This is a genomic window from Kribbella soli (assembly GCF_004331345.1).
GTDB lineage: Bacteria > Actinomycetota > Actinomycetes > Propionibacteriales > Kribbellaceae > Kribbella > Kribbella soli.
Genome location: NZ_SJJZ01000005.1, coordinates 433,409 through 456,249, shown reverse-complemented (window position 1 = coordinate 456,249; position 22,841 = coordinate 433,409). Strand labels below are relative to the sequence as shown.

Genomic DNA, 22,841 nt, shown 5'->3' with positions numbered 1-22,841 from the left:
CTGCTTCAGGAGATGCGGGTCATCCAGCCGTGGGGGTCTGCGGCGCGGCCGTACTGGACGTCGAGGAGGGCGGTGCGGACGGCTGCGGTGACCGGGCCGCCGTTGCCGTCGCCGATCTGGGTCTCGCCGTCCTTCCACTTCAGCGAGGCGACCGGGGTGACGACCGCGGCGGTGCCGCAGGCGAACACCTCCTTCACCTTGCCGGAGGCCGCACCCTCGCGCCACTCGTCGACCGAGATCTTGCGCTCGGTGACCGTGTAGCCGAGGTCGGTGACCAGCTTCAGGATCGAGTCCCGGGTGACGCCCTCGAGGATCGTGCCGGACAGCTCCGGTGTGACGACCGAGTTGTCGTCGAGGACGAAGTACAGGTTCATCCCGCCGAGCTCCTCGACCCACTTCTTCTCGACCGCGTCGAGGAACGCGACCTGGTCGCAGCCCTGCTCGATCGCCTCGGCCTGGGCCAGCAGCGAAGAGGCGTAGTTGCCGCCGGTCTTCGCCGCGCCGGTGCCGCCGGGGGCCGCGCGGGTGTACTCCTCGCTCAGCCAGATCCGGACCGGCTTCACGCCGTTCGCGAAGTACGACCCGGCCGGCGACGCGATCGCGCAGTACGTGACCTGCGCCGACGGGCGGACGCCGAGGAACGGGTCCGAGCCGAACATGAACGGCCGCAGGTACAGCGATGTCTCGCCGCCGCCCGGCACCCAGGCCCGGTCGATCTCGACCAGCTTGTGCAGCGAGTCGAGGAACGCCTCGGTCGGCAGCTCCGGCAGCGCGAGCCGGTGCGCGGACCGCTGGAACCGGATCGCGTTCGCCTCGGGGCGGAACAGGTGGATCGAGTCGTCGGGATGCCGGTAGGCCTTCATCCCCTCGAAAATGGTCTGGGCGTAGTGGAACACCGAGGTCGCGGGAGACAGCTCCAGCGGTCCGAAGGCGGTGATCCGTGCGTCGTGCCAGCCCTTCTCGGCCGTCCAGGTGGCGATCGCCATGTGGTCGGAGAAGTACTGCCCGAATCCCGGGTTCGCCAGGATCTGGGCGCGCTGGTCGTCGCTGGCCGGTTGGGTGTTCGGCTCAACTGAGAACTGCAGATCGGCGCTCATAACCGCACCGTACCTCTCGGCTGACTGGTCATGCGAGCATCAGCCTTTCTCAGCCGGCCGCGCGCTTGGCGATCGCGTCACCGATCTCCGCGGTACTGCGGGCAACGCCCGTGCGCTCCTCGATGTCCGCCGTGACGGCGTCCTCGATCGCGCGTGCGGCCTCGGTCAGGCCGAGGTGCTCGAGCAGCAGCGACGCGGACAGGATCGCCGCGGTCGGGTCGGCCTTCTGCTGGCCGGCGATGTCGGGCGCGGAGCCGTGCACCGGCTCGAACATGCTCGGCGCGGTCCGGTCCGGGTTGATGTTGCCGCTCGCGGCCAGCCCGATCCCGCCGCTGATCGCGGCCGCCAGGTCGGTGATGATGTCGCCGAACAGGTTGTCGGTGACGATCACGTCGAACCGGGCCGGGTCGGTGACCAGGAAGATCGTCGCCGCGTCCACGTGCAGGTAGTCGACAGCGATCTCCGGGAACTCCTCGGCGACCTTGTCGACGGTCCGCTTCCACAGGTGGCCGGCGTACACCAGGACGTTGTTCTTGTGCACCAGCGTCAGCTTCTTGCGCGGACGGGCCTGCGCGCGGGCGAACGCGTCCCGAACGACCCGCTCGACGCCGTACGCCGTGTTCACCGACACCTCGGTCGCGATCTCGGCCGGTGTACCGACGCGGAGCGCGCCGCCGTTGCCGACGTACGGGCCCTCGGTGCCTTCGCGGACGACGACGAAGTCGACCTCGCCCGGGTTCGCCAGCGGCGAGCCGACGGACGGGTAGATCTTCGACGGCCGCAGGTTCACGTAGTGGTCGAGGGTGAACCGGAGCTTGAGCAGCAGACCGCGCTCGAGGACGCCGGACGGGACGCTCGGGTCCCCGACCGCGCCGAGCAGGATCGCGTCGTGCTTGCGGATCTCCTCCAGCTCGGCGTCCGGCAGCGTCTCACCGGTGGCGTGCCAGCGCTTCGCGCCGAGGTCGTACTCGGTCCGCTCGAACGTCACGCCGTGCTGTGCGGCGACCGCGTCGAGGACCTTGAGCGCCTCGGTAGTCACCTCGGGTCCGATCCCGTCACCGGGGACGACGGCCAGCGTGAAGTTCTTCGTCTCGCTCACTTCTTGGGTTCTCCCCCATTGTCACGGCGGTTCATGGCCTCTTGGACAGCCTTGACCTCGTCGCTCGCCTGGCGCGTGGTACGGCGACGCCGGGTCGCCTTCCGCTCGCGCGCATCGATCGAGGGCCAGTTGGCTGGATACATGTCGTACATGCAGCTGCTCCCAAATATGTCGTGGGCGGCAGGATGCGCACGAATTTACTCGCACATCCGACTATTTCTCCACCATGCGGGCAGCTTGTCCCGGAATATGAGATCCGGGTGGGGTCACTGGACCGGACCTGTGCGACTCTCAGCCGGTGAGTGCTCCTCCAGAACTGCCGCCGCTGGTATCAGCGGCCCTCAGCCTGTCCGGCCGGCGCGGATTCGTCAGCTCCACCAGGAACGAGACCGGCCGCCTGCTCGCCACCCTCGCGGCCTCGAAGACCGGCCTGCTCGGTGAGCTCGGGACCGGCTGCGGCGTCGGCTCGGCGTGGCTGCGCAGCGGCGCCGGCGAGAGCACGTCGATCGTCACCGCGGAGAGCGATCCGCAGCTCGCGAAGGTGGTCGCGGAACTGTTCGCCGACGACGAGCGGATCGAGGTCGTCTCCGCCGACTGGACCGCGCTGATCGAGCGCGGCCCGTTCGCGCTGCTGTTCGTGGACGCCCGCGAGGCGAAGCTGTCCGCCCGCGACATCATCGCGGACGTGGTCGAGCCGGGCGGTTTCGTCGTACTGGACGACTTCACGCCGTCGGCCGTCTGGCCGCCCATGTACGAAGGGCGCGTCGACACGCTCCGTCAGGAATGGCTGATGGACAAGCGCTTCACCACCGTCGAGGTGATGGTCGCCCCCGACGCCGCCGTACTGCTCGCCACCCGCCACTAACCACCGCACCACCCGTACCACCACCACCCGTACCGCTGCCCCAGCGCTCCCTCCTCCTCCGGCATTTGGCTGGTTGACCCATCAAATGCGGGGTTACGGACCCTGGTTCAGGGTGTAGAACCCCTTAGCTAGCTGGCTTACCCAGCAAATTGGCTGGCCCACCCAGCAAATCGGACCACGGGACGACCGGCGGGACGGTCGTGGTGGGCGGGGGGTGGGGCGGGGTGCGGTACGGCGGGGGGTGGGGTGCAGACGTGAAGCGGGCCCGAGCTATGGAGCTCGGGCCCTTGTCAGCCGCCATGCGCCTGCGGGCGGCTGACCGCTTCCAGTAAATCAGTCGTTCGGGTGAATCAGGCCTCCAGGTCCACGGTGCGGGCCGTATCTGCCTGCACCGCGACGGCGATGTCGTCGAGGACCGTCGGCGCGACCTTCGAGTCGACCGACAGCGCCACGAGCGCCTTGCCGCCCTTGCGGTCCCGGCTGACCTGCATACCGGCGATGTTCACGTCGGCGTCGCCGAGGATGCGGCCGATCTGCCCGACCGCGCCCGGCCGGTCCTCGTAGGTGAGGAACGCCAGGTGCGCGGACAGCTCGATCTCGAGGTCGTACCCGTCGATCTCGACCAGCCGCTCGGACTGCCGGACGCCGACCAGCGTGCCGGACACCGACACCTGGGCGCCGTCGGCCAGCGTGCCGCGGAGCGTGATCAGGTTGCGGTGCTCGGGGCTGTCGTGGTCGGTGACGAGCCGGACCTCGAGGCCCCGCTCGGCCGCCAGCAACGGCGCGTTCACGTACGAGACGTTGTCCTCGACGACATCCGCGAAGACACCCTTGAGCGCGGCGAGCTCGAGCACCTTCACGTCGTACTGCGTGATCTCGCCGCGGACCTCGACGTCGAGCTGCTGCGCGACGCCGCCGGCCAGCGCGGTGAAGATCCGGCCGAGCTTCTCGGTCAGCCCGATGCCCGGGCGGACGTCCTCGGCGATCACGCCGCCCTGGACGTTGACCGCGTCCGGGACCAGCTCACCCGAGAGCGCGAGCCGGACCGACTTGGCGACCGCGATACCGGCCTTCTCCTGCGCCTCGTCGGTGGACGCGCCGAGGTGCGGCGTGACGACGACGTTCTCGAACTCGAACAGCGGCGAGTCGGTGCAGGGCTCGGACGCGAACACGTCCAGACCGGCGCCGGCCACCCGGCCTTCCTTGAGCGCGCTGTAGAGCGCCTGCTCGTCGACGATGCCGCCGCGGGCCGCGTTCACGATGATGACCTCGGGCTTGACCTTGTGCAGCTGCTCGTCGCCGATCAGGCCGATGGTCTCCGGGGTCTTCGGGAGGTGCACGGAGATGAAGTCACTGGTCGCCAGCAGCTCGTCCAGGGTGGCGAGCCGGACGCCCATCTGCGCGGCCCGGCCGGCCTGCACGTACGGGTCGTAGGCGATCACGTTCATGCCGAAGGCGGCCAGCCGCTGCGCGACGAGGACGCCGATCTTGCCGAGGCCGACGATGCCGACGGTCTTCTCGAACAGCTCGACACCCGAGTACTTGCTGCGCTTCCACTCGCCCTTCTTGAGCGACTCGTTCGCGGCCGGGACGCGGCGCGCGGACGCGAGCAGCAGCGCGACGGCCAGCTCGGCGGCGCTGGTGATGTTGGAGGTCGGCGCGTTCACGACCATCACACCGGCCTGGGTGGCGGCCTTGACGTCCACGTTGTCCAGACCGACACCGGCCCGGGCGACGACCTTCAGCTTCTTCGCGGCGGCCAGGGCCTCGGCGTCCACCTTGGTGGCGCTGCGGATCAGGATGGCGTCGACGTCGGCGATGGCCGGGAGCAGCGCGGCGCGGTCGGCGCCGTTGGTCTGGCGGATCTCGAAGTCGGGTCCGAGGGCCTCGACGGTGGCCGGGCTGAGCTCTTCGGCGATCAGGACGACGGGCCGGGTTACGTCAGTCATGGAGGAATCTCCTGCAGAAGCGGTAGGGGCTCATCAAGAACAGAGCACCGCGCTGTGCCCGCTGCTTCGATGGTACCCCGTCCGCTGCACGCTGTGTGAGGGGACCCGAATGCCGGTCACAGGGGGTGTCTGATGGTTCCACGCCGTCGCGAGGAGGTGCTCGGTGCGGTGCATCGGCGTGCGGGGGCGAAGGTCTCGATGCGGAGCATCGTGGCCTTTGCACCCGTGCGGCGAGGTGCCGTGCCGAGTGCCCCGCAGTAGGCGTGGAACCATCAGACACCCCCTAGCTGTCGCAGGGCACCGCTGGGGACATCGGTGAGGTTCGGTCGATGACCAGCTTGCCCTTCGAGCGGACCAGTTGGAACTTCGTGTCCAGGCGGCTGCAGTTCTGCCCGTCGGCACCGGTCGCGGTGGGAGCGAACAGCACGTTGTACGACATCCGCGCGTACGACCCGTCCGAGGCCAGATCGGTGAGCTTCGGGCTGAAGAAGTACGACGTCTGGTGCTTGCTCCGGTCCTGTTCCTCGGTCAGGCTCTTCGCGAACCGTGGCGAGTACAGGGCCTGCAACGCGGCGAAGTTCTGCCGGTTCTCCAGGGTCAGGTAGTTGGCGAGCAGCCCCTGGACCTCTACCGCCAGCGGGGTGTTGGCGACCTGCAGCACCGGCGCGATCGCGCCCTGCGGGCCCTTCGACTGTTCACAGGTTCCGCCCGCGGCGACGGTAAGGCCCGTCGACGCCGAAGCGACGTACCCACGGAGCTTGTCGAGACCGACGATCGTGCTGGCCTGGACGGTGTCGCCGACCACTAGACCGATGAGTCCACCGGACTTGTCGACGACCGGGCCGCCCAGCTTGGCCGCGTTCATGACCTCGCCCAGCGCCGTGGGGTCGGCCGCCGAGCCGATCGCGTTGATGACCTGCTTGCCCGCCGCTGTGTAGCCGACCAGTGCCCGCTCGGCCTTCGACTCGGGGTTCGCCGGCGGCAGGTGCAGCGGCTCGCCGTCGAATCCGATCGACTGCAGGACTGCGACGCCGTCGGTGCTGGTACCGAGGAGGTTGGCGCGCCGGATCCGGCCGTCGGGCATCACGACCACGATCGATCTCGGCTCCTCGACCGCGGACGTCGCGGTCAGGATGCGACCGTTGTCGATCAGTACGCCGGACGCCTCGCCGGTCCCCGTACAGGTCGACGCGAGCACCCGGACGACAGACGGCCCGACCGACTTCAGCACCTCGTCGGTGTTGATCTGCAGGCTCTCCTGCCGGATGAACCAGCCCGCTCCGGCGCCGCCGGCGACGATCACGATCAGGACGAGAAGACCGGCCAGGATCCGGCCGAAGATCCACGGACCCCGTGGCGGCGGTTCGGCCCCGGCCGACCGGCTGGGAGCCTCCAGTTGGGTCAGCGTGCCGGCACCCGCCGGAACCCGCCGCGGCGGCCGCGGAAGCCCGCTCCTGCCGTCCTCCACCGCTCGCCCTCCCCCCAGATCACCAGTACAGACCACAACCGTCACACATTGTGTCAAACAAAAGGGCCCGGACCACCCACCTGGATGGTCCGGACCCTCGAGTCACCTGCGGGGTCGTTCGTCAGCGCGCGGCGCTGCCCTCGACGTAGTCGTCGTCGTGCGACTTGACCCACGCCATCAGACCGCGAAGGTCCTTGCCCACCGCCTCGATCGGGTGCTCCTGGCTCTTCTTGCGGAACTCCGCGAACTCCGGCGCGCCGGCGTCCTGGTCGGCGATGAAGCGGGCCGCGAAGGTGCCGTCGGTGATGTCACCGAGGACCTCCTTCATCCGGGCCTTCACCGACGCGTCGATGATCCGCGGGCCGGACACGTAGTCGCCGTACTCGGCGGTGTCGGAGACCGACCAGCGCTGCTTGGCGATGCCGCCTTCGTAGATCAGGTCGACGATCAGCTTGAGCTCGTGCAGGCACTCGAAGTACGCGACCTCGGGCTGGTAGCCGGCCTCGGTCAGGGTCTCGTACCCGGCCGTGATCAGCGCGGAGACACCACCGCAGAGGACGGCCTGCTCACCGAACAGGTCGGTCTCGGTCTCCTCGGTGAAGGTGGTCTTGATACCGCCGGCCCGCAGACCGCCGATGCCCTTGGCGTACGAGAGCGCCAGGTCCCACGCCTTGCCGGTGGCGTCCTGCTCCACCGCTACCAGCACGGGTACGCCGCGACCCTCGGTGTACTCGCGACGGACCAGGTGACCCGGGCCCTTCGGGGCGACCATGAACACGTCGACACCCGCCGGCGGCTTGATGTAGCCGAACCGGATGTTGAAGCCGTGACCGAAGACCAGCGCGTCGCCGTCGACCAGGTTCGGCTCGATGGCCTCCTTGTAGAGCTTGCGCTGGGCGGGGTCCGGAGCGAGTACGACGATCACGTCGGCTTCCTCGACCGCCTCGGCCGGGGTGACGACCCGCAGGCCCTGGGCCTCGGCCTTGGCCCGGCTCTTCGAGCCTTCCGGCAGACCGACCCGGACGTCGACGCCGGAGTCGCGCAGCGAGAGCGCGTGGGCGTGGCCCTGGGAGCCGTAGCCGAGCACGGCCACGTGCCGGCCCTGGATCACCGACAGGTCGGCGTTGTCGTCGTAGAACATTTCAGCAGCCACTTCGGGCACTTCTCCTTAGTGTTGATTCGGTACGGCGGCGGCGGTACGGCCCGGCGGCGGGGCCGGCACCGGGTGGTGTGAGGAGCCGGCACCGGCAGGCCGCGCCTGCACGTTCGGGGGTCCGGTCTGCACGTGCGGCGGCGGCACTGGCACCGGTCGCAGGGTGCGGTCGGAGATGGAGCGGCTGCCCCGGCCGATCGCCACCATGCCGGACTGCACCAACTCGCGGACGCCGAAGGGTTCCAGCACCCGGAGCATGGCCTCGAGTTTCTCGGGATTGCCGGTCGCCTCGATCGTGATCGCGTCCGGTGCCACGTCGACCACCTTCGCCCGGAACAGCTGGACGGTCTCCAGCACCTGTCCACGGGTCAGGGTGTCCGCCTTGACCTTCACCAGCAGCAGTTCGCGCTGAACCGTCTGCGTGGGTTCGAGTTCGACGATCTTGATCACGTTCACCAGCTTGTTGAGCTGCTTGGTGATCTGCTCCAGAGGCTGCTCGTCCACGCTGACCGCGATGGTCATCCGGGACACCTCGGGATGCTCGGTCGGACCGACCGCGAGGGAGTCGATGTTGAACCCGCGCCGCGAGATCAGCGCGGCCACGCGGGCCAGCACACCGTGCTTGTTCTCCACCAGGATGCTCAAGGTGTGCTTGGACATCAGAGTTCCTCGCCTTCCCACTTCGGCGCCATGTCGCGGGCGATCTGGATCTCGTCGTTGCTCACGCCGGCGGCGACCATCGGCCAGACCATCGCGTCGCGGTGCACGACGAAGTCGACCACGACCGGCTGGTCGGTGACCGACATCGCCTTGTCGATGGTGGCGTCGACCGACTCCTTGTCGGAGCAGCGCAGCCCGACGCCGCCCATCGCCTCGGCGAGCTTCGCGAAGTCCGGGATCCGGGCCGAGTGCAGATCGGTGTTGGAGTAGCGCTTGTCGTAGAACAGCGTCTGCCACTGGCGGACCATGCCCAGCGACTGGTTGTTGATCACGGCAACCTTGATCGGGATGCCCTCGAGGGCGCAGGTGACGAGCTCCTGGTTGGTCATCTGGAAGCAGCCGTCGCCGTCGATCGCCCAGACGGTCTTGTCCGGCCGCGCGACCTTGGCGCCCATCGCGGCCGGCACGGCGTACCCCATGGTGCCGAGGCCGCCGGAGTTCAGCCAGTGGCCGGGCTTCTCGAAGGGCAGGTAGTGCGCGGACCACATCTGGTGCTGGCCGACGCCCGCGGTGTAGATGGCGTCCGGGCCGGCGATCTTGCCGATCCGCTCGATCACGTACTGCGGGGACAGCGTGCCGTCCTCGGGTTCGTCGTACGCCACCGGGTACTTCGCGCGGACCGACTCGAGCTGACCACGCCAGGCGTCGTACGACGGGGTGCGGCCGGCGCCCGCGATCTCGGTCTTCAGGGCCGCGATCAGATCGGTGATGACCTCCTTGCAGTCACCCACGATCGGCACGTCGGCGGCCCGGTTCTTGCCGATCTCGGCCGGGTCGATGTCGGCGTGGATGACCTTCGCCTCGGGGGCGAACGAGTCGAGCTTGCCGGTCACCCGGTCGTCGAACCGGGCGCCCAGGGTGATCAGCAGGTCGGAGCGCTGCAGGGCGCCGACCGCGGACACCGAGCCGTGCATTCCGGGCATCCCGAAGTGCAGCTCATGGGTGTCCGGCAACGCGCCGCGGGCCATCAGCGTGGTGACCACCGGAATGCCGAGCAGCTCGGCGAGCTCCTTCAGCTCGACGCTGGCCCGAGCGCGGATCACACCGCCGCCGACGTACAGCACCGGCTTCTCGGCGGCAACGATCAGGCGGGCCGCCTCGCGCACCTGCTTGGGGTGCGGGCGGGTCACCGGCCGGTAGCCGGGCAGCGACAGCTCGGTCGGCCACTGGAAGTCGACGCCCTTGGTCTGCATCGCGTCCTTGGTCACGTCGACCAGCACCGGGCCGGGGCGGCCGGTGGAGGCGATGTGGAACGCCTCGGCGATCGTGGTGGCGATGTCGTTGGGGTCGGTCACCAGGAAGTTGTGCTTGGTGATCGGCATCGTGATGCCGCGGATGTCCGCCTCCTGGAACGCATCGGTGCCGATCGCGGCGCCGGCGACCTGGCCGGTGATCGCGACCATCGGCACCGAGTCCATGTACGCGTCGGCGATCGGCGTCACCAGGTTGGTCGCGCCCGGCCCGGAGGTCGCCATACACACGCCGGTCTTCCCGGACGCGGCGGCGTACCCCTGGGCGGCGTGACCGGCGCCCTGCTCGTGACGTACCAGGATGTGGCGGATCTGGGTCGAGTCGAGCATCGGGTCGTACGCCGGGAGGATCGCGCCGCCCGGGATGCCGAAGACGGTGTCGACCCCGGCATGTTCCAGTGCGCGGATCAGAGCCTGTGCCCCGGTCAGCTGCTCACTCATGAGTGCCTTCCTTGTCCTGTCACGTTATGCCAAAAAACAGATACTGCTTCGCGACCGATCCATCCTCGCTCGTGGCCGTTGTCGTTGCACTACTGGGTCGCAGATAGTCGCATTGGCAACAAAAAACCCCCTCCGCCGGGTGGGCTGAAGGGGGCGCGCTCGACTCAGTGGTCGCGTCAGTCGGCGCGCCGCACAAGTACGAGGAGAATCGATCGCATGTAGGCATTATTCGCCGACAACCGGCAGCCGGGTCAAGTTCGGTGTCCGCCCGTCCCAATGGATGAGATGCCTGTCTTACCGATAGACGGCTGACCCCAACCGCCTAGATGCAGACGGCGCCTTCTGAGGCGGAGCGGACCAGGCGGGCGTATTTGCCGAGGACGCCCTTGGTGATGGCCGGGGTCTTCGGGGTCCAGCCCTCGCGGCGGCGTTCGAGTTCCTCGGGATCGACGTGGAGTTCGAGGGTGCGGTTCTTCACGTCGAGGGTGATCCGGTCGCCGTCCCGGACGAAGGCGATCGGGCCGCCGTCGACGGCTTCCGGCGCCACATGCCCCACGCAGAGTCCCGTCGTACCGCCGGAGAAACGGCCGTCGGTGAGCAGCAGGACGTCCTTGCCGAGGCCCGCACCCTTGATCGCGCCGGTGACCGCGAGCATCTCGCGCATGCCGGGGCCGCCCTTCGGGCCTTCGTACCGGATCACCACCACATCACCGGGATTCAGCGAGCCGACCGCGTCCATCGCACCACGCTCGCCGTCGAACACCCGCGCCGTACCCTCGAAGACGTCCGAGTCGAAGCCGGCGCTCTTCACCACCGCACCCTCGGGCGCGAGCGAGCCGTGCAGGATCGTGATGCCGCCGGTGCCGTGGATCGGCTTGTCCAGCGCGCGGATGATGGTGCCGTCGACGTCCGGTGGCGCGATGTCGGCGAGGTTCTCGGCCATCGTCTTGCCGGTCACCGTCAGGCAGTCGCCGTGCAGCAGGCCGGCGTCGAGCAGCGCGCGCATGATCACCGGGATGCCGCCGACGCGGTCGACATCCGTCATCACATAGCGGCCGAACGGCTTGAGATCACCGAGATGCGGGACCCGGTCGCCGATCCGGTTGAAGTCGTCGAGCCTCAGATCGACCTCGGCCTCGCGGGCGATCGCGAGCAGATGGAGTACGGCGTTCGTCGAGCCGCCGAGTGCCATCACCACGGCGATCGCGTTCTCGAACGCGTCCTTGGTGAGGATCTGGCGGGCCGTGATCCCCTTCTGCAGCAGGCCGACGACGGCCTCGCCGGACTTGCGGGCGTACCCGTCGCGGCGGCGGTCCACCGCGGGCGGGGCGGCGGAGCCCGGGAGCGACATGCCGAGGGCCTCGGCGGACGCGGCCATGGTGTTGGCGGTGTACATGCCGCCGCAGGCACCTTCGCCGGGGCAGATCGCGCGCTCGACCGCGTCGACCTCGTCCTGGGTGATCAGGCCGCGGACACAGGCACCGACCGCCTCGAAGGCGTCGATGATCGTGACGTCCTTGTCGCCGAGCTTGCCCGGCATGATCGAACCGGCGTACAGGAAGACCGACGCCAGATCGAGCCGGGCCGCGGCCATCAGCATGCCCGGCAGCGACTTGTCGCAGCCGGCCAGCAGGACCGAACCGTCCAGCCGCTCGGCCTCCATCACGGTCTCGACCGAGTCCGCGATGATCTCGCGGCTGACGAGCGAGTAGTGCATGCCGACGTGGCCCATCGAGATGCCGTCGGACACGCTGATCGTGCCGAACTCGAGCGGATATCCGCCGGCCGCGTGCACGCCGTCCTTGACCGCCTTGGCGAGCCGGTCCAGCGACAGGTTGCACGGGGTGATCTCGTTCCAGCTCGACGCGACGCCGATCTGTGGCTTGACCCAGTCGTCGTCCCCCATCCCGACCGCGCGCAGCATGCCTCTGCTGGCGGTCGCTTCCAATCCGTCGGTGACTGTCCGGCTGCGGGGCTTCACATCGACCATGCGGCTCACTCTATTCCCCAGTAATTTAACGACACTGTGATGGCAATCCGTAGTTAGTTAATTACATACTGACCGGGCGGACCGTGTTGGAGATTTGTCCCCTCTGATTGGAGCAGTCTGATGCGCTTGTGCCTTCGAATGCTGCTGTCCTTCGTCGTCATAGCCCTGCTGGGCTCACTGTCACTGACCGCCTCCGCGGCCGACACCCGGACGGCGATCGTGAACGCGGCGAACGGCGAGGTCGGGCAGCAGGAAACGCCGCCCGGCAGCAACTGCAACCCGTACGGGCCGTGCGAGGCGTGGTGCGCGCACTTCGCCACCTGGACCTGGCGGCAGGCCGGTATCGACATCCCGAACTACGGTTTCACCGGCGACATCTACACCTGGGGCCAGGACAGGGGCCGGGCACACTCCGGCGACACGGGCATGCAGCCCGGCGACATCGTCCTCTACGGCACCGGCCCGGAGAACACCGACACCAGCGTGCACACCGGCGTGGTCGTTGCCGTCGGCACCGACGGGAGCATCACGACGGTGGAAGGCAATTCGGAGAACCAGGTCCGCAAGCACGGGCCGTTCGACCCCCAGCACGCGCAGGACGCCGGACGCCCCGGCGACATCTATGGGTGGGTCGCGGCCCAGTAAGGTGCAGTGCGTGATCGATGATCCGTACGGCGACGAGCAGTTGGTGGAGCTCTATGACCTGGACAACCCGTCCGGAGAGGATCACGCCTATTACCGTGCCTTGGCCGAGGGCGCTGCGAAGGTCCTGGACTTCGGCTGTGGAACCGGTCTGCTCACACGGTCGCTGGCCGTGCCTGGCCGGCTGGTGATCGGCGTTGATCCGAGTCCCACCATGCTCGGGTACGCGCGCCGACAGCCCGGTGCCGACGCGGTGACCTGGATCGACGGGGACCATCGCTCGGTGGAACCGACCGGCGACGTGGATCTCGCGGTCAGCAGCGGCAACACGATGATGCACGTCGCGGAGCACGCGGACGCGGTCGCTGCGCTGGCGGCCGCGCTGCGTCCCGGTGGGGTGCTCGCGTTCGAGTCGCGCAATCCGGCGGCGCGTGCGTGGGAGCAGTGGACGAGCGAGGCGACGTACGGCGAACGGGACACGCTGGCCGGGCACCTGAAGGAGTGGCTCGAGCTGATCGAGATCGCGAACGGGCGCGTGACGTTCGACGCGCACAACGTCTTCGAGGACGGGCGTGACGCGGTCTACCGGAACGTCCTGTACTTCCGCTCCGCCGACGAGATCACCGCTGACCTGCGGGCGGCGGGCTTCTCGGACGTGGTCATCGAGGGCGGTTGGCACGGGGAACCGTTGGGCGAGGCATCACGCCTGCTGGTGGTGCGCGCGACGAAGTAGGCTGGGCGCACCGCGACTGGCGAGGGTGGAGTACCACCGGGGAGCGGGTGTGTTCGTACAAGGCGTCGTCCGCCTGGGCGCCTCCGATTCAATCGGAGGTCCCGATGCGTCTGCGGTACGGCATGAATCCTCATCAAGCGGCGAGCCTCGACTCTGCGCCGTTCACGGTGGTTGCGGGCGAGCCGTCGTACATCAATGTCCTCGATGCGCTCACCGGGTGGCAGTTGGTGCGGGAGGCTGCCGAGCAGTTCGGCGTACCGGCTGCGGCGTCGTACAAGCATGTGTCGCCGGCGGGTGCTGCGCTGGGCGAGACGGTGGCGGCCGCGTACGCCCGGGCGCGGGACGCTGATCCGAAGTCGTCGTACGGCGATTTCGTGGCGGTCTCGCATCCGGTCGATCTGGAACTGGCCGCGGTGCTGAAGCGGGTGGTTTCGGACGGGATCATCGCGCCCGGGTACGACGAGGGTGTGGTGGAGATCCTTGCGGCGAAGAAGCGTGGGACGTACCTGGTGCTCGAGGCGGACGCGGAGTTCGAGCCGCCGGCCGAGGAGGTGCGTGAGCTCTACGGGGTGCGGCTGACGCAGACGCGCGATGCGCTGCCGTTGACGCGCGGCCTGCTGAGCGCCGAGGTGCCGGACGATACGGCGCGCGACCTGCTGCTGGGGATGATCGTCGCCCGTTACACGCAGTCGAACACGGTCGTACTGATGAAGGACGCGATGGCGATCGGCATCGGTGCCGGGCAGCAGTCGCGGGTGGACTGTACGCGGCTCGCCGGCGAGAAGGCCGCGCTCTGGTGGGCCCGTCATTCGACCGATCCGCTCACCGGTGTCTCGATGGTTTCCGACGGTGCGCTGCCGTTTACCGACAACGTCGTGGAGGCCCAGCGGTACGGCGTCTCGCACATCGCCGAGCCGGGTGGTTCGATCCGCTCACCCGAGGTGGCGGCCGCCTGCGCGGCGGCCCGGATCACTTGGTCGGAAACCGGCGTACGGCTGTTCAGACACTAAGACTCAAGCGCTGAGCAGGTAGTCGCCGGAGGCAACGGCTTTGCGGACCTCGGCCGCGGTCCGCGGCGCGTCGAGCAGGGTGGTGTCGATCGCGTGCGGCTCGAGCGCGCCGAGGTCCGCGAACGCACCGTGCAGACCGGTGAGCGCGTCGGCGTCGGTCAGCTCGGGCTCGGGCCGCGCCTGTCCACGGTCCAGTGTCGTATCGAGGTCAGGACGCAGTACGACGTACGACATCGTCCACTCCCCCGCCGCGGCGGCCGCGCGGAACGGGGCGAGGAACCACGGTCCGATGATGCCGTCGACGACCACGTCGTACCCGCCGCGCGCGTACACGCTCACGGTCGCGACGATCGCGTCGACGACGACCTCGTTCTGGCGGTGCGCTCCCGGCAGGTACGGCGCGATGAACCCGGTGCGGATGCCGCGGTAGAACTCGTCGGTCGTCAGGTGCATCGTCGGCCGCGGCGCGCCGGTGGCCACGAGCCGGGCCACAGTCGTCTTACCGGAGCCCGACGGGCCGGTCAGGAGGAGGACGTTGCTCATGGCGCCCGACGTTAACCAAGCCCGCCGCGGAACGGCAGTCTTCTCTTTTCGCCGGCGCCGGACGTCAGCCGCCGGCCACGCTCGGGAGGATGAGGAGCTCGTCGCCTTCGGTGAGCTTGGTCTCGAGCCCGGAGAGGTCGCGGATGTTGTCGTTGCCGAGGTAGATGTTCACGTGCCGGCGGACCGCACCCTGCTCGTCGGTGAGGCGGCGGCGGAGCGCCGGGTGGTTGGCTTCGAGCGCCGCGAAGACCGAGGCGACGGTCGGCGAACCGTCCACCTCGACCTCCACACGTTCGACGCCGCCCGCGAACGGGCGCAGCACCGTCGGAAGGCGGACCGCGATCATCCAAGCACCGCTGCGCGCACAGTGAGGACGTCGGGAAGATGCCGCGCGACCTCGGTCCAGCTGTCGCCGGCGTCGGCGCTCGCGTAGACGCAGCCGTCCCGCGTGCCGACGTACACGCCGGCCGGATCGGCGGTGTCGACGGTCATCGCGTCGCGCAGCACCGGGGCGTAGGAGACGTCCGGCAACCCGGCGGCCAGCGGCTCCCAGGTCGAGCCGGCGTCGCGGGAGCGGTAGACCCGGCACTGCGCCTCGGTCGGGATCCGGTTCGCGTCCGCGACCAGCGGGAAGACGTACACGGTCTCGGGCTCGTGCGGGTGCACCACGATCGGGAACCCGAAGTCCGACGGGAGGCCGTCCGCGATCGACTTCCAGATCGCGCCGGCGTCGTCCGACCGGTACACGCCGTGATGGTTCTGCGCGAACATCCGCTCAGGGACGTCGGGGTGCGCGGCCAGCTTGTGGACGCACTGACCGAACTCCGGATACGGGTCCGGGAAGAACTTGGCCTGGATGCCCTGGTTCCGCGGCGACCAGGACTGCCCGCCGTCGGTGGTCCGGTACACGCCACCGGTCGACATCGCGACACTCACCTGGTCGGCGTCGGTCGGATGCGGCAGCACGGTGTGCACCGCCTGGCCGCCGAATCCGGCGCCCCACTCCTTGCGGTGCGGGTGGTCCCACAGGCCGCTGACCAGCTCGAACGTCACGCCACCGTCGGTCGACTTCCACAGGGCCGACGGCTGCGACCCGGCGTACACGACGCCCGGTTGGCCGGCCGCGGCCGGCTGGATCTGCCAGACCCGCTCGAGGGAGGCCTCGGCGTCGGCAGGGAACCCGATCGAACCCTCCGGCGGCTCCGCCCAGGTCGCGCCGAGGTCGTCGGAGTGGAAGACCGCCGGGCCCCAGTGCTCGCTGGTGCCGCCGACGAACAGCCGGGCCTGATCGCCACGGGTGTCGATGCCCACGGCGTACACGCCCTGCATCTCGAACTCCGGCACCGGTCCGTCCAGCCGCCACTCCTCGCGGTCAGCACTCCGGCCGATCCAGAGCCCTTTCTTGGTTCCGATCAGCAGTACGGCCTCGGACATCGTTGTCCTCCTCCTTCAGCGTGGCGGACCTGCCACCACATTGATCAACGGTTCCCCGGACGCGTAGCGCTCCAGTTGCGCGCGCACCAGCCTGGCCACCCGCGGCGCGAACGCCGTCGAGGCGCCGCCGCGATGCGGATTGATCAGTACGTTCGGAGCAGACCACAGCGGATGTCCGGTGGGCAACGGCTCGGGATCGGTCACGTCCAGCGCGGCCCTGATCCGCCGCGTCCCGAGCTCGGTCAGCAACGCGTCGGTGTCCACGACGACACCGCGCGCGACGTTCACCAGCAGCGCGCCGTCCTTCATGCTCGCCAGGAACTTCGCGTCGACCATCCGTTTGGTCTCCGGCGTCGCCGGCGTCAGCAGCACGACGACGTCCGCACGCGGCAACAGCTCAGGCAGCTCAGAGATCGGGTGTACGCCGTCCCGCTCCCGCCGGGCGACCCGGATCACGTCGCACTCGAACCCGGTCAGCCGGCGCTCGAGCGCCTCGCCGATCGCGCCGTACCCGAGGATCAGCACCGTCCGGTCGGCCAGCGAGTCGTCGACCTCGTCGTACGACCCCGGCCAGACCTGCTGCTCCTGGTCACGGACGGCGCGCGGAAGGTTCCGGAACGACGCCAGGATCAGCCCGACCGCCAGCTCGGCCGTGGACGCGTCGTGCACGCCGCGCGCGTTGCACAAGGTGACGCCGTCGGCGAGCCGCGACTGCGCGTGCTCGAACCCGGCCGTCTGCAGCTGCACAACCTTCAGTGCGGGCATGTCACCGATGACGTCGAACACGTCACCGCCGCCCATGTAACTGGGCACGTAGAACTCCACCTCGTCGAGCGACTTCGGCCGCTCACCGCCGGAGTAGAAGTCCACGTCGAAACCCTTGGGCACCTCGCCGAGGAACGCGTCCGGGTCCTCCCACGGGAGCCATGCCTTCACCACGTCAGCCATGGCACGAACCTACTCGCGACCCTGGACACTTTTGAACTCCCGTGCTTGAGTCCGGGCGCCGTCGTACTCTGGATTGGTGCCTTCGACATCGGATACGGCGGTGGTGGTCGCGCACGATCAAGCCGTGGGGCGGCTGCGGGAGTCGTACGAGCTGATCCCGCGGGGCGAGCCCGTACGGCTGGCGAAGCGCAGCTCGAACCTCTTCCGGCCGCGGACCGAGATCGAGCGCCCCGGCCTGGACGTTTCGAAGCTGACCGGCGTGATCAGTGTCGATCCGGCGGCGCGGACGGCCGACGTCCAGGGCATGTGCACGTACGAGGACCTGGTTGCGGCGACCCTCCCGCACGGACTGACGCCGATGGTCGTGCCGCAGCTCAAGACGATCACGCTCGGCGGTGCGGTGACCGGTCTCGGCATCGAGTCGTCGTCGTTCCGCGCCGGCCTCCCGCACGAGTCCGTGCTCGAACTGGACATCCTCACCGGTGCCGGCGAGCTCGTCACCGCGCGCCCCTCGGGCGAGCACGCCGAGCTGTTCCGGATGTTCCCGAACTCGTACGGCACGCTCGGGTACGCGACCCGGTTGCGCATCGAACTCGACCGCATCTCGCCGTACGTCGCCCTCCGGCACGTCCGGCTCGACCTGGACGCGCTGGCCCCGGCCATCGACGAGATCGTTGCCTCAAGCACGTACGACGGGGAGCCGGTGCACTTCGTCGACGGCGTCGCATTCAGCCCGTCGGAGGCGTACCTGACCCTCGGCCGGAACAGCGACGCCGCGGTGCGGACGAGCAACTACACCGGTCAGCAGATCTACTACCGGTCGATCCGGCAGCGCCCGAAGGACTTCCTCACCGCACACGACTACCTCTGGCGCTGGGACACCGACTGGTTCTGGTGCTCGGCGGCGTTCGGTGCGCAGAATCCCGTCGTACGTCGGTTGTGGCCGAAGCGCTGGCGCCGCAGCGACGTGTTCCACAAGATCGTCGGCTTCGAGAACCGGCACCACGTCGCCGCCCGGCTGGACCGTCGCCGCGGGAAGCCTGACCGCGAGCGCGTGGTGCAGGACGTGGAGATCCCGGTCGCCCGGCTGGCGGACTTCCTGCGCTGGTTCGACGAAGAAGTCGGGATGCGCCCGGTCTGGCTCTGCCCGCTGCGACTGCGTGGACAGGAGTCCTGGCCGCTCTATCCGCTGCAACCCGCCGAGACCTACGTGAATGTCGGTTTCTGGGGCACCGTCCCGATCGCCCCCGGCGCCGCCGACGGCGACGTCAACCGGCGGATCGAGCAGGCCGTCACCGACTTCGGCGGCCACAAGTCCCTGTACTCCGACGCCTACTACGACCGTGACACCTTCGACCGGCTCTACAACGTCGCAGCGCTGGACCAGGTGAAGAAACGCTACGACCCGGACGCCCGGCTCACCGGGCTCTACGAAAAGGCGGTGACGCGCCGATGACGACGCTTGCGACCCACGTATCGATCGCCGAAGCCCTCACAGCCGTGACGCCGGACGGGCTGCCGTTCCGGTTCACGGCGTACGACGGCAGCGCGACCGGACCGGAAGATTCACCCGTGCACATGCACCTCGCCTCCGAGCGTGGACTGTCGTACGTGCTGACAGCGCCCGGTGACCTCGGTCTGGTCCGCGCGTACGTGATGGGTGACCTCGAGATCACCGGCGTGCATCCGGGCAACCCGTACGACCTGATGCGGATGATGCTGAACCAGTTCCACTTCCACCGGCCGACGCCCAGCGAAGCGCTGCGCATCGTCCGTGGGCTCGGCTGGAGTCATCTGAAGCCGCCGCCTCCACCGCCGCAGGAGCACCTGCCGAAGTGGCGTCGTACCTTCGAGGGTCTGCGGCACTCGAAGGCGCGGGACAAGTTGGCGATCCACCACCACTACGACGTGTCGAACCGGTTCTACGAGTTGATCCTCGGACCGTCGATGACCTACACGTGCGCGGTCTACCCGTCACTCGGCGCCACGCTCGAGGAGGCGCAGGCGGAGAAGTACGACCTGGTCGCGCGCAAACTCGACCTGCGACCCGGGCAGCGACTCCTCGACGTCGGCTGCGGCTGGGGCGGCATGGTCCGGCACGCGGCCCGCGAGTACGGCGTCAAGGCGCTCGGCGTCACGTTGTCCGCGGCCCAGGCGGAGTGGGCGACGCAGGCGATCAAGCGGGACGGCCTGGAGGACCGCGCCGAGGTGCGGTTCCTCGACTACCGCGACGTCGCCGAGCGCGACTTCGACGCGATCAGCTCGATCGGCCTCACCGAACACATCGGCGTCCGCAACTACCCGTCGTACTTCGGTTTCCTGCTCGACCGGCTGAAGCCGGGCGGCCGGCTGCTCAACCACAGCATCACCCGGCCGGACAACCGGTTCCGCTCGACCGGTGCGTTCATCGACCGCTACATCTTCCCGGACGGCGAGCTGATCGGCTCCGGCCGGATCATCGCCGAGGCCCAGGACGCCGGCTTCGAGGTCCGCCACGAGGAGAACCTCCGTGAGCACTACGCGCTCACCCTGGCCGGCTGGTCCGACAACCTGCTCGCGAACTGGGACGAGGCCGTGGCCGAGGTCGGCTACCCGACCGCCAAGATCTGGGGCCTCTACCTGGCCGCCTGCCGCGTCGGCTTCGAACGCAACACCACCCAACTCCACCAGATCCTCGCCGTGAAACTCGACGCCGACGCCGACGCCCACTTCCCCCTCCGCCCGAGCTGGCTCAGCTGACTCGTCCTCCGCAGTTCATGCGCGTCCCGCATGAACTGCGGAGGAACTTGGCATTGGACCGGCTCCTGGACGCCGGGAGACGGTGGGTGGGTGACTGTCGAGTTCGGTGTCTTGGTGGACGTCCGGGAGGAAGGGGCGGGGTACTCGGGCGAACGGGTCGAGGAGGTTGTGGCCGCCGACCGGCTCGGGTTCGAGGGGGCCTGGTTGTCGGAGCACCACCTGACGGCGGACGGGGTATTACCTTCACCTTTGGTGATGGCGGGGGTGCTGGCGGGACGGACCTCGCGGATCCGGATCGGGACCAACGTGCTGGTGTTGCCGTTGCATCACCCGTTGCGGGTTGCCGAGGACGTCGCCGTACTGGATCTTGTGTCCGGCGGGCGGTTCGTGCTCGGGGTCGGGCAGGGGTACGCGGAGCGGGAGTTCGCAGCCTTCGGAGCGGACCGGCGGCGGCGCGGAGTGCTGCTCGAGGAAGGTGTGCGACGTATCCGGGAGGCGTGGTCGGCCGGGGACGTGACGCCGCGGCCGCGCGGCGAGATCCCGATCTACGCTGCCGGGGTGACCGCGGCAGGACTGCGGCGGGCCGCCCGGGTGGGTGACGGCGTGATCATCTACTGCGCGACGCCCGCGGATCTGATCGCTCGCCGCACGCTCCTGGACGAGGTCGTCGACGATCCGCCGCCGCTGATCTGCACCGGGATCATGCACGTGGACGACGACGCGGACCGAGCCTGGGCGGAGGCCGCGCCGGGAATCGCCTACCTGGAAGGCGAAATCGCGTCGTACGGCGGGACCGAACCGCCGCGCCTGCATCGCACGGACTACCTGGTGGGTACGCCGGAAGACATCGCTGCCCGGTTGATCGACCTGCACGCGGCGACCCGGTTCGTCCACTTCGCGCACTGGCTCCGGCTACCCACGCTCTCGCATGAGGCCGCCGTACGTTCGCTCGAACTGATCGCGCGCCGGGTGGTTCCCGCCGTACGGGCTGGTGTGAGCCGCTAGCTTGGGGACAGGACGACCTGAGGGAGCGGCGATGGGCAGCGGGCGGGCGACGGCTGTGGTGGCTGCGTTGGCGTTGGTCAGCGGGTGCTCGGATGCGGCGCCGACCAGTTCCCCGTCCACGTCGGTTCCGACGAGTTCAGGTACGGCGGTGCCCACGGGCTCGCTCAAGCTGACGGTCGCGTCGACGGTGGCAACTGGAATTCAGGTGCCGTGGGGCTTGGCGTTCCTGCCGGACAAAAGCGCGCTGGTGGCGGAGCGGGACTCCGGGAAGATCAAGCGGATCGCCGGGCAGGACGTGACCGACGTCGGGACTGTGGACGACGTGAAGTCGTCGTCGGAAGGCGGGTTGCTGGGGCTGGCGGTCGATCCGGGATATCCGGGGAAGCCGTACATCTACGCGTACTACTCGGGCGGGGACGACAACCGGATCGCACGGATCACCTACCGGGACGGCAAGTTGTCGGACCAGCAGGTGATCCTGGACGGGATTCCGGCGGCGGCGATCCACAACGGCGGGCGGCTCCGGTTCGGGCCGGACGGGTTCCTGTACGCCGGGACCGGCGACGGATCGGACCGGCCGAACTCGCAGGACGACGACTCGCTGGGCGGGAAGATCCTGCGGATCACCACCGAGGGCAAGGCCGCGCCGGGCAACCCGGACGGCCGGGTGTGGATCACCAAGGGCCATCGCAACGTCCAGGGCCTCGCGTTCGACGGGAACCAGCTGTACGCCGCCGAGTTCGGGCAGAACACCTGGGACGAGCTGAACGCGATCACCCCCGGATCGAACTACGGTTGGCCGGCCGCCGAGGGCATCAGCCAGCTGGACGGGATGACCGACCCGATCGCGCAGTGGCACACGGCCGACGCGTCGCCGTCGGGGATCGCGTTCGCCAAGGGGCACGTCTTCATGGCGTCGCTGCGCGGCGAGCGACTCTGGGCGATCCCTGTTGCCGGAGGCAAACGAATTGGCGAGCCGCAGGCGTTCTTCACCAATCAGTACGGGCGTCTGCGCACGGTCGAACTCGCACCGGACGGCTCGTTGTGGGTCACCACGTCCAACACCGACGGCCGCGGCGGAACCCGTGACGGCGACGACCGGATCCTGCGCGTGACGCTCAGCACTTCCTGATCCGTCAACCGTTTGGCTTCGTCGGTCGTCTGGTACTTGTCTGAAGAACAGTGACTCGAGGAGGAGATCGGTATGCCGACCGGCCAGGCGTCTGGCGTCCCCAGCAGTGTGATCGCAGCGGTGAGCAGGTTCGACGATGCTCAGCGAACAGTCGAGTACCTCAGAAGCTACGGGATGAACGCGGCGAACCTGGAGATCGTCGGCGCCGGACTCCGGCAAGCCACCAGACGCAGAGCGGTGCCGGTCGCCCGGCTCACCGCAACGACCGCGCTGCAGGGCGCGTTGCTCGGCGTCCTCGCGGCCGTCTTCATCACCCTGGTCGCGGAAACCACGCTGACCGGTCTCGCGGTCGTGGTCTGGGGCTTCGTGTACGGCGTACTCGTCGGAGCCCTCTGGGGTTTGTTCCGCGGACTCGTGCGGAACCGGCCGGACCTGGTCCGCACCGAGATCCTGCCGACCCGCTACGAGGTCCGCTGCCCGGCCGGCGAACTGTCCGTCGCGCAGACCTTGCTCGCGGACGCAGCCGACGTGGACGACGGCCGAGTAGACCGCGGAGTAATCGCCGACGCCCCGCACCCCGAGAAGGACGCAGCCTGACTACGAGGGGGTGCAGCGAGCTGCAC

Annotated in this window: 22 protein-coding genes and 1 riboswitch; of the genes, 9 read left to right on the top strand and 13 right to left on the bottom strand. The window is 69.0% G+C overall.

Features of this window, described 5'->3' with window-relative positions; all coding sequences use genetic code 11:
* Window positions 1-5: 5 nt before the first annotated feature.
* Genes E0H45_RS37835 through E0H45_RS42695 form a run of 3 tightly spaced genes read right to left on the bottom strand, consistent with a single transcriptional unit; the run spans window position 6 to window position 2,348 of the window.
* On the bottom strand, window positions 6-1,097 hold the full coding sequence (locus tag E0H45_RS37835; RefSeq protein WP_131346794.1) for a branched-chain amino acid aminotransferase: 1,092 nt from the start codon (window positions 1,095-1,097) through the stop codon (window positions 6-8).
* Window positions 1,098-1,146: 49 nt separating this feature from the next.
* Entirely contained in the window at window positions 1,147-2,196 is a 1,050-nt protein-coding gene (locus tag E0H45_RS37830) for a 3-isopropylmalate dehydrogenase (RefSeq protein ID WP_131346792.1), read from the bottom strand.
* Window positions 2,193-2,348, bottom strand: coding sequence for a hypothetical protein (locus E0H45_RS42695; RefSeq protein ID WP_165546744.1), 156 nt, complete (start codon window positions 2,346-2,348; stop codon window positions 2,193-2,195). The genes E0H45_RS37830 and E0H45_RS42695 overlap by 4 nt, the downstream gene beginning before the upstream one ends.
* A gap of 146 nt (window positions 2,349-2,494) precedes the next feature.
* Here E0H45_RS42695 and E0H45_RS37825 point away from each other — a divergent pair, with 146 nt between their 5' ends.
* On the top strand, window positions 2,495-3,061 hold the full coding sequence (locus tag E0H45_RS37825) for an O-methyltransferase (RefSeq protein WP_131346790.1): 567 nt from the start codon (window positions 2,495-2,497) through the stop codon (window positions 3,059-3,061).
* 350 nt (window positions 3,062-3,411) lie between these two features.
* On the opposite strand, the gene serA is transcribed toward E0H45_RS37825, so the two are convergent.
* From serA to ilvD, 6 genes are all read right to left on the bottom strand, one after another.
* Window positions 3,412-5,010 (bottom strand): phosphoglycerate dehydrogenase, encoded by a 1,599-nt coding sequence (gene serA / locus E0H45_RS37820; RefSeq protein ID WP_131346788.1) that lies wholly within the window; start codon window positions 5,008-5,010, stop codon window positions 3,412-3,414.
* Window positions 5,011-5,293: 283 nt separating this feature from the next.
* Window positions 5,294-6,478 (bottom strand): trypsin-like peptidase domain-containing protein, encoded by a 1,185-nt coding sequence (locus E0H45_RS37810; RefSeq protein ID WP_131346786.1) that lies wholly within the window; start codon window positions 6,476-6,478, stop codon window positions 5,294-5,296.
* A 121-nt stretch (window positions 6,479-6,599) separates the two neighbouring features.
* Window positions 6,600-7,619 carry a ketol-acid reductoisomerase gene (ilvC, locus tag E0H45_RS37805; RefSeq protein WP_131347278.1) on the bottom strand — a complete coding sequence of 340 codons (1,020 nt, stop codon included), beginning with the start codon at window positions 7,617-7,619 and terminating at the stop codon, window positions 6,600-6,602.
* 27 nt (window positions 7,620-7,646) lie between these two features.
* The gene (ilvN, locus tag E0H45_RS37800; RefSeq protein ID WP_131346784.1) at window positions 7,647-8,291 is read right to left on the bottom strand and encodes an acetolactate synthase small subunit; all 645 of its coding nucleotides are present in this window, start codon (window positions 8,289-8,291) and stop codon (window positions 7,647-7,649) included.
* Window positions 8,291-10,042 carry an acetolactate synthase large subunit gene (locus tag E0H45_RS37795; RefSeq protein ID WP_131346782.1) on the bottom strand — a complete coding sequence of 584 codons (1,752 nt, stop codon included), beginning with the start codon at window positions 10,040-10,042 and terminating at the stop codon, window positions 8,291-8,293. The genes ilvN and E0H45_RS37795 overlap by 1 nt, the downstream gene beginning before the upstream one ends.
* Window positions 10,043-10,364: 322 nt before the next feature.
* On the bottom strand, window positions 10,365-12,032 hold the full coding sequence (ilvD, locus tag E0H45_RS37790; protein WP_131346780.1) for a dihydroxy-acid dehydratase: 1,668 nt from the start codon (window positions 12,030-12,032) through the stop codon (window positions 10,365-10,367).
* A 120-nt stretch (window positions 12,033-12,152) separates the two neighbouring features.
* On the opposite strand from ilvD, the gene E0H45_RS37785 reads away from it, so the two are divergent.
* From E0H45_RS37785 to E0H45_RS37775, 3 genes are all read left to right on the top strand, one after another.
* Entirely contained in the window at window positions 12,153-12,677 is a 525-nt protein-coding gene (locus tag E0H45_RS37785) for a CHAP domain-containing protein (protein ID WP_131346778.1), read from the top strand.
* Between the two features lie 10 nt (window positions 12,678-12,687).
* Window positions 12,688-13,407 carry a class I SAM-dependent methyltransferase gene (locus E0H45_RS37780; protein WP_131346776.1) on the top strand — a complete coding sequence of 240 codons (720 nt, stop codon included), beginning with the start codon at window positions 12,688-12,690 and terminating at the stop codon, window positions 13,405-13,407.
* A 2-nt stretch (window positions 13,408-13,409) separates the two neighbouring features.
* A riboswitch (ZMP/ZTP riboswitch) is annotated at window positions 13,410-13,493 on the top strand.
* An 18-nt stretch (window positions 13,494-13,511) separates the two neighbouring features.
* A complete protein-coding gene (locus tag E0H45_RS37775) occupies window positions 13,512-14,417 on the top strand; it encodes a 5-aminoimidazole-4-carboxamide ribonucleotide transformylase (RefSeq protein WP_131346774.1) in 906 nt (301 codons plus the stop codon).
* 3 nt (window positions 14,418-14,420) lie between these two features.
* Here the strand turns inward: E0H45_RS37775 and E0H45_RS37770 are convergent, their stop codons facing one another.
* The 4 genes from E0H45_RS37770 to E0H45_RS37755 form a co-directional block, all read right to left on the bottom strand.
* Window positions 14,421-14,960, bottom strand: a complete 540-nt coding sequence (locus tag E0H45_RS37770) for an AAA family ATPase (RefSeq protein ID WP_131346772.1) — start codon at window positions 14,958-14,960, stop codon at window positions 14,421-14,423.
* A 64-nt stretch (window positions 14,961-15,024) separates the two neighbouring features.
* On the bottom strand, window positions 15,025-15,306 hold the full coding sequence (locus tag E0H45_RS37765; RefSeq protein WP_131346770.1) for a ubiquitin-like small modifier protein 1: 282 nt from the start codon (window positions 15,304-15,306) through the stop codon (window positions 15,025-15,027).
* On the bottom strand, window positions 15,303-16,394 hold the full coding sequence (locus E0H45_RS37760) for a WD40/YVTN/BNR-like repeat-containing protein (protein ID WP_131346768.1): 1,092 nt from the start codon (window positions 16,392-16,394) through the stop codon (window positions 15,303-15,305). The genes E0H45_RS37765 and E0H45_RS37760 overlap by 4 nt, the downstream gene beginning before the upstream one ends.
* A gap of 15 nt (window positions 16,395-16,409) precedes the next feature.
* Window positions 16,410-17,342 carry a 2-hydroxyacid dehydrogenase gene (locus E0H45_RS37755; protein WP_131346766.1) on the bottom strand — a complete coding sequence of 311 codons (933 nt, stop codon included), beginning with the start codon at window positions 17,340-17,342 and terminating at the stop codon, window positions 16,410-16,412.
* Window positions 17,343-17,418: 76 nt separating this feature from the next.
* On the opposite strand from E0H45_RS37755, the gene E0H45_RS37750 reads away from it, so the two are divergent.
* The 5 genes from E0H45_RS37750 to E0H45_RS37730 all read left to right on the top strand — a co-directional run bounded on the left by E0H45_RS37750 (window position 17,419) and on the right by E0H45_RS37730 (window position 22,815).
* Window positions 17,419-18,798 (top strand): FAD-binding oxidoreductase, encoded by a 1,380-nt coding sequence (locus tag E0H45_RS37750; protein WP_238155621.1) that lies wholly within the window; start codon window positions 17,419-17,421, stop codon window positions 18,796-18,798.
* Window positions 18,795-20,081: an SAM-dependent methyltransferase gene (locus tag E0H45_RS37745; RefSeq protein ID WP_131346764.1), complete on the top strand. Its 1,287-nt coding sequence runs from the start codon at window positions 18,795-18,797 to the stop codon at window positions 20,079-20,081. Before E0H45_RS37750 ends, E0H45_RS37745 begins: the two co-directional genes overlap by 4 nt.
* A 90-nt stretch (window positions 20,082-20,171) precedes the next feature.
* Window positions 20,172-21,086, top strand: coding sequence for an LLM class flavin-dependent oxidoreductase (locus E0H45_RS37740; RefSeq protein ID WP_165546743.1), 915 nt, complete (start codon window positions 20,172-20,174; stop codon window positions 21,084-21,086).
* 31 nt (window positions 21,087-21,117) lie between these two features.
* Entirely contained in the window at window positions 21,118-22,218 is a 1,101-nt protein-coding gene (locus E0H45_RS37735; protein WP_131346760.1) for a PQQ-dependent sugar dehydrogenase, read from the top strand.
* 72 nt (window positions 22,219-22,290) lie between these two features.
* Entirely contained in the window at window positions 22,291-22,815 is a 525-nt protein-coding gene (locus tag E0H45_RS37730; protein WP_131346758.1) for a general stress protein, read from the top strand.
* Window positions 22,816-22,841 lie beyond the last annotated feature (26 nt).

Coding starts and splice junctions, on each gene's coding strand:
- E0H45_RS37760 (WP_131346768.1), bottom strand. CDS start 16,394: ATGTCCGAGGCCGTACTGCTGATCGGAACCAAGAAAGGGCTCTGGATC.
- E0H45_RS37730 (WP_131346758.1), top strand. CDS start 22,291: ATGCCGACCGGCCAGGCGTCTGGCGTCCCCAGCAGTGTGATCGCAGCG.
- E0H45_RS37795 (WP_131346782.1), bottom strand. CDS start 10,042: ATGAGTGAGCAGCTGACCGGGGCACAGGCTCTGATCCGCGCACTGGAA.
- E0H45_RS42695 (WP_165546744.1), bottom strand. CDS start 2,348: ATGTACGACATGTATCCAGCCAACTGGCCCTCGATCGATGCGCGCGAG.
- E0H45_RS37765 (WP_131346770.1), bottom strand. CDS start 15,306: ATGATCGCGGTCCGCCTTCCGACGGTGCTGCGCCCGTTCGCGGGCGGC.
- ilvD (WP_131346780.1), bottom strand. CDS start 12,032: ATGGTCGATGTGAAGCCCCGCAGCCGGACAGTCACCGACGGATTGGAA.
- ilvN (WP_131346784.1), bottom strand. CDS start 8,291: ATGTCCAAGCACACCTTGAGCATCCTGGTGGAGAACAAGCACGGTGTG.
- E0H45_RS37745 (WP_131346764.1), top strand. CDS start 18,795: ATGACGACGCTTGCGACCCACGTATCGATCGCCGAAGCCCTCACAGCC.
- E0H45_RS37770 (WP_131346772.1), bottom strand. CDS start 14,960: ATGAGCAACGTCCTCCTCCTGACCGGCCCGTCGGGCTCCGGTAAGACG.
- E0H45_RS37775 (WP_131346774.1), top strand. CDS start 13,512: ATGCGTCTGCGGTACGGCATGAATCCTCATCAAGCGGCGAGCCTCGAC.
- E0H45_RS37755 (WP_131346766.1), bottom strand. CDS start 17,342: ATGGCTGACGTGGTGAAGGCATGGCTCCCGTGGGAGGACCCGGACGCG.
- E0H45_RS37835 (WP_131346794.1), bottom strand. CDS start 1,097: ATGAGCGCCGATCTGCAGTTCTCAGTTGAGCCGAACACCCAACCGGCC.
- serA (WP_131346788.1), bottom strand. CDS start 5,010: ATGACTGACGTAACCCGGCCCGTCGTCCTGATCGCCGAAGAGCTCAGC.
- E0H45_RS37785 (WP_131346778.1), top strand. CDS start 12,153: ATGCGCTTGTGCCTTCGAATGCTGCTGTCCTTCGTCGTCATAGCCCTG.
- ilvC (WP_131347278.1), bottom strand. CDS start 7,619: ATGTTCTACGACGACAACGCCGACCTGTCGGTGATCCAGGGCCGGCAC.
- E0H45_RS37735 (WP_131346760.1), top strand. CDS start 21,118: ATGGGCAGCGGGCGGGCGACGGCTGTGGTGGCTGCGTTGGCGTTGGTC.